Here is a 13212-nt window from a genome sequence, read left to right on the forward strand (position 1 = left end):
AGTGTGCCGGGAGTGTATTGCGAGTCGGCGGTTACCGGCGCGCATTCGGGTAAGCATGCCGCTTGGGGTACGCATGCCGCTTGGCGTATCGTTCCGGTTCCCGCACGTACGAGACAGCGAGTCCGATGACGCTGATACCTGGCAGTTTCCGCAACCGCCTTGCGCTGCTGTGTGGTGGCCTGGCGCTGATCGTGGGCCTTCCCGCCTATCTGTACATCAACCACGTCTACGCGGAACAGTTGCTGAACGAGCGCGGCCACGCGATACACGAACTGGCGACCGCAATGTCCGCGGTGCTGGCCGAAAGCCTGAACGAGCGCCGCCGCGAGATCGAACTGCTGTCCGACACCCGCCTGTTCCGTCGCGAACCGCTGGACGACAGCGCCTTCCGCGGCAGCCTGGAGCGGCTGCAGAACTCCTATCCGCAGTATTCGTGGATTGGCGTTGCCGATCTCGACGGCGTGGTGCAGGCCGCCACACACGATCTGTTGCTGGGTCAGAACGTGGCGCAGAGGCCGTGGTTTGCCGGCGGGCTCGACGGGGTGTTCATCGGCGATCTGCACGAGGCCCTGTTGCTGGCCAAGTTGCTGCCGAAGAAGGGTGCCGGCCCGATGCGCTTCATCGATATCGCGGTGCCGGTGTCCGGTGAGGATGGCCAGGTGCGCGGCGTGCTGGCCGCCCATGTGCACTGGGACTGGGCCGGCTCCGTACTGCAGGTGCTGCGGCCGAGCAACGCCGAGCGTGTGGGCATGGACATCCTCATCATCAACGGACAGGGCGACGTGATCTTTCCGGAGGACAGCCCGCTGGCGCTGCCGCGCCTGGGCGATCCGCCTGCGCGTGCGGGGTTCTTCATCGACAACTGGTCGGGCACCGAGCCCTACGTAACGGCTGTGGTACCGGTGCGGGAGGTCGTTCCGACCAGCCCGCTGGGCTGGCAGGTCGTCATCCGCCAGCCGCTCGATCGCGTGATGGAAGACGTGCAGGCGCTGCGCAAGGTGGTGCTGGTGTTCGCGCTGCTGGCGGTCGCGATCCTGCTGCTGCTGTCCTGGCTGGCGGCGTCGCGACTGAGCCAGCCGATCGAGCGGCTGGCGACGCTGGCGCGCCGGATCGAGAAGGGCGACGAGGGGGTCACGCTGGAAGTGGGTGCCGGCGCGGTCGAACTGCGCCATCTGGTCGATGCGCTGCGCGGCATGGCGGCGACCTTGATACAGCGTCGCGAGGCACTCGAAGCGAGCAACCGCGACCTCGAACACAAGGTGGCCGAACGCACGGCAGAACTGGCGCGGCTGAACGACGAGCTGCGCGACCAGGCGCGACGCGACGCGCTGACCGGTCTGCCCAACCGGCTGGCCGCGAACGAGCGCCTGCGCGACGAATTCGTCCGCATGCGGCGATCGCGCAAGGGCTATGCGGTGCTGGTGGCCGACATCGACCACTTCAAGCGGATCAACGACGGTCATGGCCATCCGGCCGGCGACGCGGTGCTGCGTCACGTCGCGGCGGTGCTCAGGGCGGCGCTGCGGGAGAGCGACTTCGTTGCCCGGTTCGGCGGCGAGGAGTTTCTGCTGCTGTTGCCGGCGACCGGCTTCGCCGACGCCTGTCGTGTCGGCGAGAAGATCCGGCGAGCGGTCGAGGCTTCGCCCACGGCGGCGGTCGGCGTCGTCACGATGAGCATAGGCCTTGCCATGGCGCAGCCCGAGCACGAGGACGAGGACGCCGCAGTCCGCCTCGCCGACGCCATGCTTTACGAGGCGAAGCGCGCCGGCCGCAACCGCCTGGTCAGCGAACAGGCGCAGACGGCCGACGGCTGATCCGGCCGGTCATTGTTCGCGCGCTCTTGAAATCGAAACAACCCGCCACTACTATTAGCACTCGTTGGCAGTGAGTGCTAACACGGCGGTGCGCTGTGTCGCATCGCCCCGAATATCGTCAAACGTCGCGACTGGGTTCGCGCCTTCAATCTCAAGGAGTCATTGCATGAAAATCCGTCCGTTGCACGACCGCGTGCTGGTCAAGCGTCTGGAAGAAGAGCGCAAGACCGCTTCGGGCATCGTGATTCCCGATGCAGCCGCAGAAAAGCCGGACCAGGGTGAAGTCATCGCCGTCGGCGCCGGCAAGATCCTGGACGACGGCAAGGTTCGCCCGATGGCCGTCAAGGCTGGCGACCGCGTGCTGTTCGGCAAGTATTCCGGTCAGTCGGTCAAGGTCGATGGCGAGGAATTCCTCGTCATGCGTGAAGAAGACATCATGGGCGTGGTCGAGGCCTGATCGCCTCCTTTGTCCTGAATTTCTGAATACTCAAGGAGTTAGATATGCCCGCAAAAGAGGTACGTTTTGGTGATTCCGCCCGCGAACGCATGGTCGCCGGCGTCAATGTGCTGGCCAATGCAGTCAAGGTGACCCTGGGCCCGAAGGGCCGCAACGTGGTGCTGGAGCGCTCCTTCGGCGCCCCGACCGTGACCAAGGACGGCGTGTCGGTCGCCAAGGAAATCGAACTGAAGGACAAGTTCGAGAACATGGGCGCCCAGATGGTCAAGGAAGTCGCTTCCAAGACTTCGGACGTCGCTGGTGACGGCACCACCACCGCCACCGTGCTGGCCCAGGCCATCGTGCGCGAAGGCATGAAGTACGTGGCTGCCGGCATGAACCCGATGGACCTTAAGCGCGGCATCGACAAGGCCGTGACCGGCATTATCGGCGAGCTGAAGAAGATTTCGAAGCCCTGCTCGACCAGCAAGGAAATCGCCCAGGTCGGCTCGATCTCGGCCAACTCGGACACCTCGGTCGGTGCCCGCATCGCCGAAGCGATGGACAAGGTCGGCAAGGAAGGCGTCATCACGGTTGAAGACGGCAAGTCGCTGAACGACGAGCTGGAAGTGGTCGAAGGCATGCAGTTCGACCGCGGCTACCTGTCGCCCTACTTCATCAACAACCCTGACCGCCAGATCGCCGTCCTGGACAGCCCCTTCGTGCTGCTGCACGACAAGAAGATCAGCAACATCCGTGATCTGCTGCCGGTGCTGGAACAGGTCGCCAAGGCCGGTCGTCCGCTGCTGATCATCGCCGAGGACATCGAAGGCGAAGCGCTGGCTACCCTGGTGGTGAACAACATCCGCGGCATCCTGAAGACCGTCGCCGTCAAGGCCCCGGGCTTCGGCGACCGTCGCAAGGCCATGCTGGAAGATATCGCCATCCTGACCGGCGGTACGGTGATCGCCGAAGAAGTCGGCCTGTCGCTGGAAAAGGCCACGCTGCAGGATCTCGGCCAGGCCAAGCGCATCGAAGTGGGCAAGGAAGAAACGACCATCATCGACGGCGCCGGCACCGAAGACGCGATCACCGCACGCGTTGCCAACATCAACACCCAGATCGACGCCGCCACGTCGGACTACGACCGTGAGAAGCTGCAGGAACGCAAGGCCAAGCTGGCCGGCGGTGTTGCACTGATCAAGGTCGGTGCCGCGACCGAAGTCGAAATGAAGGAAAAGAAGGCACGCGTCGAAGACGCGCTGCACGCCACCCGCGCTGCCGTTGAAGAAGGCATCGTGGCCGGCGGCGGCGTCGCCCTGGTGCGCGCACTGCAGAACCTCGGTGACCTGCGCGGCGACAACGCCGACCAGGACGCCGGCATCAAGCTGATCATGCGCGCTGCCGAAGAGCCGCTGCGCCAGATCGTCGCCAACGCCGGCGACGAGCCGAGCGTGGTCGTGGCCAAGGTGAAGGAAGGCAAGGGCAATTTCGGCTACAACGCCGCCTCGGGCGAGTACGGCGACATGGTCGAAATGGGCGTGCTGGACCCGACCAAGGTCACCCGCACCGCACTGCAGAACGCCGCTTCGGTTGCTTCGCTGATGCTCACCACCGACTGCATGGTGGCCGAGCTGGCCGAAGACAAGCCGGCTGCCGGCGGCATGCCGGGCGGCATGGGTGGCATGGGCGGCATGGGCATGGACATGTAATGTCCGCTCCGGTCGCCGCGAGGCGACCGGGCCCGGTCTGCCAGACAAAAAAAGCCCGCACTTCGGTGCGGGCTTTTTTCGTCCACGGGCAGCAGTCGCGGCGAATGTGTGACGGTGCAACGAGAACGATCGGGATTGGGGGAGCGATTCGGACGGGCGCCCGAAAAATGGGTGGGGAGCACCCCGTGCAGGGGAAGGGTGCTCCCCGGGGCGCGCCGGACTGACCGGTTTGCCCCCGAGGACCAAAAGAAGAACAGCGCTGCGCAGACTATTCTTGAGCGCTTACATCTCCCTTACACTGACGTCCGGTGGGGTTATTCAAACCCCAAACCCGAATGCGAACGCAGAAGACGTTCATGGAGGAGGCGGCCGCAAGGCTGATTTGCTATGCATATCCTGCTTGCCGAGGACGATCCGGTCATTTCCGATGCCGTGGTTCGCGCGCTGCGGCGCGCCGGTTACGCTGTGGACAGCGTGGCCACAGGTGGTGAGGCCGACGCGGCGCTGCATGGACAGGGCTTCGATCTGGCCATCATCGACATCGGTTTGCCCAAGCTGTCCGGCATCGAGGTGATCAAGCGCATGCGCGCGCGCAAGTGCACGACACCGGTACTGATCCTGACCGCGCAGGACGGCATCGACGACCGCGTGCGCGGGCTCGATGCCGGCGCAGACGACTATATGTGCAAACCCTTCGCACTGCCCGAGCTGGAAGCGCGCGTGCGTGCGCTGACGCGCCGCGGCACCGGCATGCCCACCCGTATCGAGATCGGCAGCCTCGCCTACGATCAGACCGATCACGTGGCCAGCGTCAATGGCCAGGCGATCGAACTGTCGGCGCGCGAGACCGCGTTGCTGGAGGTGCTGCTGCTGCGCGCCGGCCGGCTGGTCAACAAGGAACAGCTGGTCGACCATCTGTGCGGCTGGGGCGAAGAAGTGAGCAACAACGCCATCGAGGTCTATGTGCACAGGCTGCGCAAGAAGATCGAGCACAGCGGCCTGCGCATCGTGACGCTGCGCGGCCTGGGCTACTGCCTGGAAAGACCGGATGCCGCCGCGTGACAAGCTGAAGAACCGTCGCGACAAATCAGGCGAAAGGACCGGCGAGTACAACTCGCTGTTCGGCGAAATCCTCGACTGGATGCTCGCGCCGCTGATGTTCGTGTGGCCGATCAGCATCGCCATCATCCACAACGTGGCGGACGACATTGCACACGCGCCCTATGACAAGGTCTTGGGCGACAGTGTCTATGAGCTGAGCCGGCAGGTGCGCTTCACGCCGGTCGGCGCCATCTTCGTGAAGCCGCCGCAGATGCGAGATCTGTTCCACATCGACGGCGAAGACATCATCTACTACCAGGTGCTGGGCGGTGCTGGAGAGCTGCTGGCCGGTGACAGCGAAGTGCCGGACGTGCCCGACGACAAGCCGTGGAAGGCCGGCGAGCTCTACTTCCGCGGCGGCCGCGTGAACAACGAGGACGTGCGCATCGCCTACATGTTCCAGCCGGTCACCACCATCCCCGGTTCCTACGTGACCGTGCAGGTGGCCGAGACGCTGAACAAGCGCGAGGCGCTGACCTCGCGCATCCTGTCCGGCGTGCTGCTGCCGCAGTTCGTCATCATCCCGATCGCCGTCGTGCTGGTCTATTTCGGTCTGGGCCGCGGGCTGTGGCCCTTGAAGCGGCTGCAGGCGGTGATCGAGAAGCGGCGACCGACCGACCTGTCACCGATCGACGTGCGCCGTGTGCCTGAGGAACTGCGCCCGCTGATCAATGCGCTGAACGACATGATGTTGCGGCTCGAACTGAACCTCGCGGCGCAGCAGCGCTTCATCGCCGACGCGGCGCACCAGATGCGCACGCCGCTGACCGGGCTCAAGAGTCAGGCCGAACTGGCGCTGCTCGAAAACGATCCGGCGCAGATCCGCGCCTGCATGGAGCAGATACTGGTCAGCGCCACTGGTGCGGGACACCTGATCAATCAGCTGCTGGCGCTGGCGCGCGCAGAAGCGAGTACGGAGAAGGTGCACGCGGTCGAGCGGGTAGAGCTGAATGCGCTGCTCGAATCGCTGATTGCCGACTGGGTGCCGGCTGCGCGCAGGCGCCACATCGACCTCGGCTTCGAGCGGGCGCACGTCGCGCTGTACATCGACGCTAATCCGGTGCTGCTCGGCGAAATGTTCAAGAACCTGATCGACAACGCGATCAAGTACACGTCCTACGGCGGCATCGTGACCGTGCGCTTGAAAGCAGACATCCGTGCGATCCTGGAAATCGAGGACACCGGGCCCGGCATTCCGGTCGAAGACAGGCAGCGCGTATTCGAACGCTTCTATCGGGTGCTCGGGACTCAGGTCGAAGGCTCCGGGCTTGGTCTGCCCATCGTGCGCGAGATCGCGGAGCTGCATCGCGCCGAGGTCGAACTGCTAGACGCACCCGGCAACGGCGGACTGATCGTGCGCGTGTCCTTTCCGCGCGTGGTGGAACAGGTTCCGACCGACGCCGCGGCGCTGCCGTGGCCTGTCTGAGGGCAGGCATGGACATGCTGGATATCGGACTGCGCGCGGTCATCGTCCTCAAGGGACTCAACGAAATCGTGCTGCTGACGCTGATCGGTCAGGCGGCGCTTTACCTGCTTGCCGGGAGCCGTCGTCATGGCAACCTGATCTACAACGCATTCAACCAGGTCGGTGCGCGCGTTTTCCGCCTGTTCCGTTACATCACGCCGCGCTTCGTGCCCGACCGCCACCTGCCGTTCGTTGCCTTTTTCGGACTGCTGCTGGTCGAACTCGTACTCATCATCGCCAAGATATCGCTGGTCGCCGAAACGATGCTGCGCGCGCAATGATCGACGCAAAACCTTTGACAGAAACGCGATCAGATACTAATATCGCTGGCTCTTTGGCCAAGTAGCTCAGTTGGTAGAGCAGCGGATTGAAAATCCGCGTGTCGGTGGTTCGATTCCGCCCTTGGCCACCAGAATTCTCCGCGCGCAGTCTGCGCGCAAACAAAAAGGGCCTCGCGGCCCTTTTTGTTTTTCTCCCTCCGAAACCGTCATCCGCTCACGCGGCGTTTCGCGCCAGGTACTTCCCTCGCATCTCCTCCAGCAACTGGTCGTACAGCGGCTGCATGAACGGTGGCAGGTGCGCCATCAGTTCCCTGCGGTAGATGACCGACGGCACGCGCTTGCCGCGGTGCTCCACCGCCTGACCGATCAGGTGGATGCGGAAGCCCAGTGCACTCAGATGCCGGGCGAGTCGCGCCTCGGTCAGCGTGAAAAGATGTTCGATGTCGTGCAGTTCGGCGGCGGCCAGCAGGCCGAGGTAGAGGCCGACCGGAATGTAGGGGAAGCGGGGCTGGTCCCGCGTTCCCATGTCCTCTTCTGAAATGGCGATCGGGCCGCCGCTGTCGCCCTTACGTTTGCGGTAATCCGACAGCACCGCGAGGCGTGAAATCTCCACCATGCGCCGACGGTCGATGCAGGCCGGGTCGATGATGCTGCGGTCGATTGCCGTCTCGCACAGGTGTTCGAACGGGAGCGGTTTCGCAAGGTCGTCCGGGTCTGGCTGCACGAGCCGCACACAACCAACGATGCGACCGCTTGTCTGCGCGCGCAACGCGATCTGCAGCGCGTGCGCGTCGAAACCGTCGGTTTCCTCATGGTCGGGGTTGGTGGCTTCGTAGCCCAGTTCCTGGCAATACACCTCGTGCCGGACGCGATAGACCTCGTGCTTCATCGCCTCATCGACCGCGGCTTCCACCGCGAAGTACTTGGCGAAATTTTCCTTGAGGTTTCCGACTTCAAGCAGAAACATGATGTTGTCCGACCGTGTATGACGCCGCGGGTGCATCCCGCGTGCGTGGCCTGCTGACCTTACTGTAGTTTCTTCAGGTATTCCTTGTCGAACACCTTGTCGGGGATGTCGCGCAACTGCATCGATGCGTACTCGAGCGTCGATTGCTCGCCCTGCTTCAGTGCGTCCTGCATGACCAGACGGGTCGGGCGGAGTTTGCCGCCCAGCGTCTTGTATTCATCATAGACACAGGTCTTCAGCAGTTTGTCCGACAGGGAGTAGAACTCGGCCTTGTGCGGCGCGTTGTTCGATGTGCGCACCCAGAGCAGCACGCGCGAGTAGGTCACGCCGCGATCGACCGCCGTCAGTTCGAGCACGTGATGATCGCTGCCATCCACTTTTTCGGTACGCAGAAGCTTCGGGGTGTAGTCGCCGGAAAAGTTGGCGCGCGCCAGGTCACCGTTGGCGACCTGGCCGGTCAGGCGCTGCGCCAGCGACAGCCGCACCGGTTGCGATACGGTGGGCAGGAATACCCACAGGTCGCGCGCCTTCATCAACAGGATCTGGCCGCGCTCGGAAGCCGGCTCGACCGTCTGAACGATGGTGTTCTCGTTACCCTTGGACAGGATGCGGTACTTGCGGAATTCTTCGCCGCTGGACGTGGTCGAGGTGACGCTGACCTCGACCTGGAAGGGCTCCCGCGGGAAGCGAATGGTGTCGGCCTTTTCAAGTATACTCGCGGCATCTTGGGCAAAGGCGGACGGCGCAATGCAGAACGGTGCCGCAAGAGCTGCAACAGTTGCAAGGATCCGCGCGAACGTCTTGCGCCGGGGCGACGATCGGCCGGTGGTGGTGGCTTCGCGCATGCCGAGCGGGGTGTTCGGAACATTCATTTTTTTGTCTCCAGCACCGGGCGCATGACCCGTCTTCTGAACCGGGCTTCCTGATGAACAACGTCGTCCAGATCCGGAATGTGAGCCGCAGCTACATGCTCGGCGGACAGCAGGTCAATGCCTTGAAGAATATCACGCTGGATATCGAGGACGGCGTGTTCATTGCCATTGCGGGGCCCTCCGGCAGTGGCAAGTCGACCCTGCTGAACCTGATCGGTTGCATCGACACACCGACTTCGGGGCAGATCCTGATCAACGGTCAGGACGTGTCGGGGCAGACGCCGGACCAACTGGCCAGTCTGCGCGCGCGCACCATCGGTTTCATATTCCAGACCTTCAATCTGCTGCCCGTCCTGTCGGCCTACGAGAACGTCGAGTATCCGCTGCTGCAGTTGCCCGAAGTCAGCAAGGACGAGCGCGCGAAGCGGGTGAAGTACTTTCTCGACATCGTCGGGCTCGGCCCGAAGATGCATCATCGGCCCAACCAGTTGTCCGGGGGGCAACGCCAGCGTGTCGCGATTGCCCGCGCGCTGGCGGTGCAGCCGGCCATCGTGCTGGCCGACGAGCCGACCGCCAACCTCGACCGCAAGACCGGCGATTCGATTCTCGAGCTGATGCGCGAGATCAACCGCACGATGAAGACCACTTTCATCTTCTCGACCCACGACAAGCGCGTGATGTCGATGGCCGACCGTCTGGTGCGCATCGAGGACGGTGAACTGACCGCGCTCGGTGTACAGAAATCGCCGGGCGAATGGGCCTACGTCAAACCCCCGAAATCCGCCACTCTGCAGGCTGCTTCATGACGCACTTCGATTTCCTTTCCGCCCTGCGCCGCCTGCCCTTGGCGGCGCTGACGCTGGCACTGCTGCTTGGGGTCCGGGCCGCGCCGGCAGCCGACGCGCTCGACGATCTGTTCGTCGAACCGGCGCCCGAAGCCGCCAGTGATGAGCAGGGCAAGCCGAAGGCCGATGAGCAGAGCTCGTCGTCGATGTCGGGCTGGCGTGGCTTCAGCCAGTTCGAACTGGCGCGCACGGTTGCCGGTAACAGCCACTGGTCGAAGGCGCGCTGGCGCAACGAGCTCGGCCGCAGCGGCAGTTTCGGTCAGGGCATCAAGTGGAAGGCTGTCGGCCGCGTCGATTACGACTTCGCCTACGGTTGGGAGAGCGACTTTTACCCGGCCGCGGTACGCGACGACCGGCGCAGCGAGTTCGCGTGGCGCGAGGTCTATCTCGACATGCCGGTCGGCGATGTCGAACTGCGCCTTGGGCGCCAGCACATCGTGTGGGGCGAAATGGTCGGCCTGTTCTTCGCCGACGTGGTGTCGGCGCGCGACATGCGCGAGTTCTTCACGCAGGAATTCGACCAGCAGCGCATTCCGCAGTGGGCGGCCCGCGCCGAGTACTTCAGGAACGACTGGCGCGCCGAGTTGATCTGGGTGCCCTACGTCAGCGTCGACAATATCGGCCGCTTCGGCGGCGACTTCTATCTGACGCAACCCGATCTCCCGGGTATCAGCGCGACCTACGACGCGCAGGAGCGGCCGGACCGCAAGCTCAGCAACTCGAACTACGGCCTGCGCGTCGGTACCCTGGTACAGGGTTGGGATCTGGCTGCCTTCTACTACCGCAGCCTGGACGTGAATCCGACCTTCAGTCGTCGGTTCGTCGCCCCGACCGCGGTGGTCTATACGCCGCGACACGACTGGATTCATCAGTATGGTGCAACGCTGACCAAGGATTTCGGCAGCTTCCTGCTGAAGGCCGAAGCGGTGCTCACCTACGATCGCTACCTTCCAGTGTCGCCGCTGTCGACACGGCCCGACGGACTGGTCCGTCAGGACATGGTTGACTATGCGATCGGTATCGACATTCCCTTCATGTCCGAGTCGCGGCTCAATCTCCAGTACTTCGAGCGGGCGCACATGGACAAGGCGCCCGACCTGCTGGCGAACCGGCGTGAGAACGGCATGGCGGTGCTGTACAACCACAAGTTCGACGAACGTCTCGAGGGCGAGCTTCTGTGGGTGCAGTCGCTGGTGCGCAACGACTACATGTTCCGCCCCAAGCTGATCTGGCGCGTGCAGTCCAACTGGCGCGCGCAGTTCGGTGCGGATCTGTTCGGCGGCAATTCAAATGGCTATTTCGGGCGTTTCGGCAACTCGGACCGCTACTACGGCGAGCTGCGCTACTCCTTCTGATTCGGGCGGAGGTGCCACATGCGAGTGCTGATCACGGGCGGTGCCGGCTTCATCGGTTCACATACGGCGGACGCGCTGCTGGCCGCTGGTCACAGCGTGCGTGCGCTGGACATTCTCGATCCGCAGATACATGGCGAAAGCCGCCAGCGGCCGGCCTATCTCGCGCCCGAGGTGGAACTGCAGATCGGTGACGTTTGCAATGCCGACGACGTCGCGCGCGCGCTCGACGGCATCGACGCGGTCTACCATTTTGCCGCGCTGACCGGTGTGGGTCAGAGCATGTACGACATGACCCATTACGCGCGGGTCAATGGTCTGGGCACGACCACCCTGATCGAAGGCATCGTCAAGGGTGGCCACGCGCTGAAGCGTCTGGTGCTGTCATCGTCGCGTGCGATCTACGGCGAGGGGGCCTATGTCTGCCGTGAGCATGGCGCCCAATATCCGGGCGCCCGTTCGCGCGAGCGCCTGCAGGCGGGCAAGTTCGCGATGCCCTGCCCGGTCTGCGGCGATGATCTCGACGCGGTGCCGACGCCGGAAGACAAGGTGTCAGAGCCGTTCTCGGTCTATGCGATCACGAAGAAGCATCAGGAAGATTACGTTCGCTACGCGGCGAACACCTTCGGTATTCCTGCGGTCGTGCTGCGTTACTTCAACGTTTTCGGCTCGCGTCAGTCGCTGAAGAATCCCTACACCGGCGTGGTGTCGATCTTCTATTCGCGCATCTGCGCCGGCCAGCCTATCTCGGTGTACGAGGGCGGCCTGCCGGTGCGCGACTTCGTCCATGTATCCGACGTCGTTGCGGCCAATATGCGAGCACTGGTCGCAGACGTGGCACCTGGCTCGGTGTTCAACGTCGGCGCCGGCGAGGCGAGCACGATCGCCGACATCGCCAACGCGCTCGCACGTGCAGTCGGCAAGCCGGTGACGATGGAGGACAAGGGGGAGTACCGTGTCGGCGACATCTTCGGATGCGTTGCCGATCTGGCGCACTCGCGCGCAGTGCTCGGTTATGAGCCGGCGCGTACGCTTGATCAGGGCATGGCGGAATTCGCCGCTTGGGCGGGCGGGCAGCCGTCGGAGGATCGCTATCAGCAGACCGTCGCCGAACTGACGCGCTTCGGCCTGTTCGGTCGCGCCGGGGGCGCCTGATGTCGACCCGCCGCCGCGTTCTGTTCGTGGCGGAAGCGGTATCCCTCGCGCATGTCGCCCGGCCGGTCGTGCTGGCGTCGGGGCTCGCAGCGCATCATGACGTGTCGGTCGCGACCGCTCCGGCCTTCGATCTATGTTTCCGCGGAACGGATCTTCGCAGGCTCGGGCTGGAGAGCATTCCAGCCAAGCTTTTTCTCGATCGCCTGGCGGCCGGCGCACCGCTCTACACCCGCGCCGAGCTGGAGCGCTATGTCGAGGCCGATGTTGCGTTGCTGCAGCGCGAACGTCCCGACGTGGTGATCGGTGATTTCCGTCTGTCCCTGAGCGTATCGGCACGGCTTGTCGGCATCCCTTACTTCGCGCTGTGCAACGCGCACTGGAGTCCCTGGTCTGCCCATTCACGCTTTCCCTTGCCCGACATTACGCTGACCAAGGTGCTCGGGCCGGCACTCGCTGAGCCGATCTTCCGGCTGGCGCAGCCGCTCGCCTTTCGTCTGCACGCCGGCCCGCTCAACGCGGTACGCAGGAAGAACGGCATGAGTGGTTTTCCCGACGTGCGTCATGCCTACACCGACGGCGATCTGACGCTTTACGCCGATACGCCGGGTCTGGTGCCGGTGCGTCCGGACTGTCCGCCCAACCACCATTTCATCGGGCCCATCATCTGGTCGCCCTCGATGCCGCTGCCGGACTGGTGGACGTCGATGCCGCCGGGGCCGCTTGCCTACGTCACGCTGGGCTCCACTGGACGGGTCGATCTGCTGCCGGAGGTATTTCGCGCGCTGGCCGACGCGCAGGTCAACGCAATGACGGCCACGGCGGGGCGCTCGGACGTGGCTTCGCCCGGACCGCACTGTTTCGTCGCCGACTATCTGCCGGGGCTCGAAGCCGCTGCGCGTGCAGATTTCGTCATCTGCAATGGCGGGAGTGCGACGGTCTATCAGGCCTTGTCGACCGGCACGCCGGTCGTCGGTCTGTGTTCGAACATGGATCAGTTCCTCACCATGTCGCGTGTGGTCGATGCCGGTGCGGGGATTTCACTGCGTGCGGGCAGCGTGAGCTACGAACAACTGCGGATCGCACTCAGACGCATGGTCGGGGGTGAAGCTGAGGGCTTCAGGCGTGCCGCAAAGACGGTCCAGCAGGACTTCGCCAGTTTCAATACCTGCTCGATTCTGAACGGGCTGGTTGTATCCGCATAAAGGCGGGCTG

General features: G+C 64.1%; 12 protein-coding genes and 1 tRNA gene. 11 read left to right on the top strand and 2 right to left on the bottom strand.

Annotated features, from left to right (window positions below; genetic code table 11):
- Positions 1 to 125: 125 nt before the first annotated feature.
- The 7 genes from METFAM1_RS0117260 to METFAM1_RS0117290 all read left to right on the top strand — a co-directional run bounded on the left by METFAM1_RS0117260 (position 126) and on the right by METFAM1_RS0117290 (position 6940).
- A complete protein-coding gene (locus tag METFAM1_RS0117260) occupies positions 126 to 1814 on the top strand; it encodes a sensor domain-containing diguanylate cyclase (RefSeq protein WP_019916701.1) in 1689 nt (562 codons plus the stop codon).
- A gap of 166 nt (positions 1815 to 1980) precedes the next feature.
- On the top strand, positions 1981 to 2271 hold the full coding sequence (groES, locus tag METFAM1_RS0117265; RefSeq protein WP_019916702.1) for a co-chaperone GroES: 291 nt from the start codon (positions 1981 to 1983) through the stop codon (positions 2269 to 2271).
- Positions 2272 to 2315: 44 nt separating this feature from the next.
- Positions 2316 to 3962, top strand: coding sequence for a chaperonin GroEL (groL, locus tag METFAM1_RS0117270; protein WP_024300804.1), 1647 nt, complete (start codon positions 2316 to 2318; stop codon positions 3960 to 3962).
- A gap of 387 nt (positions 3963 to 4349) precedes the next feature.
- Positions 4350 to 5024: a response regulator gene (locus METFAM1_RS0117275; RefSeq protein WP_019916705.1), complete on the top strand. Its 675-nt coding sequence runs from the start codon at positions 4350 to 4352 to the stop codon at positions 5022 to 5024.
- Positions 5011 to 6489: a sensor histidine kinase gene (locus tag METFAM1_RS0117280; RefSeq protein ID WP_019916706.1), complete on the top strand. Its 1479-nt coding sequence runs from the start codon at positions 5011 to 5013 to the stop codon at positions 6487 to 6489. Before METFAM1_RS0117275 ends, METFAM1_RS0117280 begins: the two co-directional genes overlap by 14 nt.
- An 8-nt stretch (positions 6490 to 6497) precedes the next feature.
- On the top strand, positions 6498 to 6809 hold the full coding sequence (locus METFAM1_RS0117285) for a hypothetical protein (protein ID WP_019916707.1): 312 nt from the start codon (positions 6498 to 6500) through the stop codon (positions 6807 to 6809).
- Between the two features lie 55 nt (positions 6810 to 6864).
- Positions 6865 to 6940, top strand: a tRNA-Phe gene (locus METFAM1_RS0117290).
- Between the two features lie 83 nt (positions 6941 to 7023).
- Here METFAM1_RS0117290 and METFAM1_RS0117295 read toward each other — a convergent pair.
- Both METFAM1_RS0117295 and METFAM1_RS0117300 read right to left on the bottom strand, forming a co-directional pair.
- Positions 7024 to 7776, bottom strand: coding sequence for a PEP-CTERM/exosortase system-associated acyltransferase (locus tag METFAM1_RS0117295; RefSeq protein WP_019916708.1), 753 nt, complete (start codon positions 7774 to 7776; stop codon positions 7024 to 7026).
- 59 nt (positions 7777 to 7835) lie between these two features.
- Positions 7836 to 8648: an outer membrane lipoprotein-sorting protein gene (locus METFAM1_RS0117300; RefSeq protein ID WP_019916709.1), complete on the bottom strand. Its 813-nt coding sequence runs from the start codon at positions 8646 to 8648 to the stop codon at positions 7836 to 7838.
- 53 nt (positions 8649 to 8701) lie between these two features.
- Here METFAM1_RS0117300 and METFAM1_RS0117305 point away from each other — a divergent pair, with 53 nt between their 5' ends.
- Genes METFAM1_RS0117305 through METFAM1_RS0117320 form a run of 4 tightly spaced genes read left to right on the top strand, consistent with a single transcriptional unit; the run spans position 8702 to position 13202 of the window.
- The gene (locus tag METFAM1_RS0117305) at positions 8702 to 9454 is read left to right on the top strand and encodes an ABC transporter ATP-binding protein (RefSeq protein ID WP_019916716.1); all 753 of its coding nucleotides are present in this window, start codon (positions 8702 to 8704) and stop codon (positions 9452 to 9454) included.
- Positions 9451 to 10848 carry a DUF1302 family protein gene (locus METFAM1_RS0117310; RefSeq protein ID WP_019916717.1) on the top strand — a complete coding sequence of 466 codons (1398 nt, stop codon included), beginning with the start codon at positions 9451 to 9453 and terminating at the stop codon, positions 10846 to 10848. The genes METFAM1_RS0117305 and METFAM1_RS0117310 overlap by 4 nt, the downstream gene beginning before the upstream one ends.
- Before the next feature lie 18 nt (positions 10849 to 10866).
- Positions 10867 to 12000, top strand: a complete 1134-nt coding sequence (locus METFAM1_RS0117315; protein WP_019916718.1) for an NAD-dependent epimerase/dehydratase family protein — start codon at positions 10867 to 10869, stop codon at positions 11998 to 12000.
- Positions 12000 to 13202 carry a glycosyltransferase gene (locus METFAM1_RS0117320; RefSeq protein WP_019916719.1) on the top strand — a complete coding sequence of 401 codons (1203 nt, stop codon included), beginning with the start codon at positions 12000 to 12002 and terminating at the stop codon, positions 13200 to 13202. The genes METFAM1_RS0117315 and METFAM1_RS0117320 overlap by 1 nt, the downstream gene beginning before the upstream one ends.
- Positions 13203 to 13212 lie beyond the last annotated feature (10 nt).

It is taken from the genome of Methyloversatilis discipulorum (assembly GCF_000527135.1).
GTDB lineage: Bacteria > Pseudomonadota > Gammaproteobacteria > Burkholderiales > Rhodocyclaceae > Methyloversatilis > Methyloversatilis discipulorum.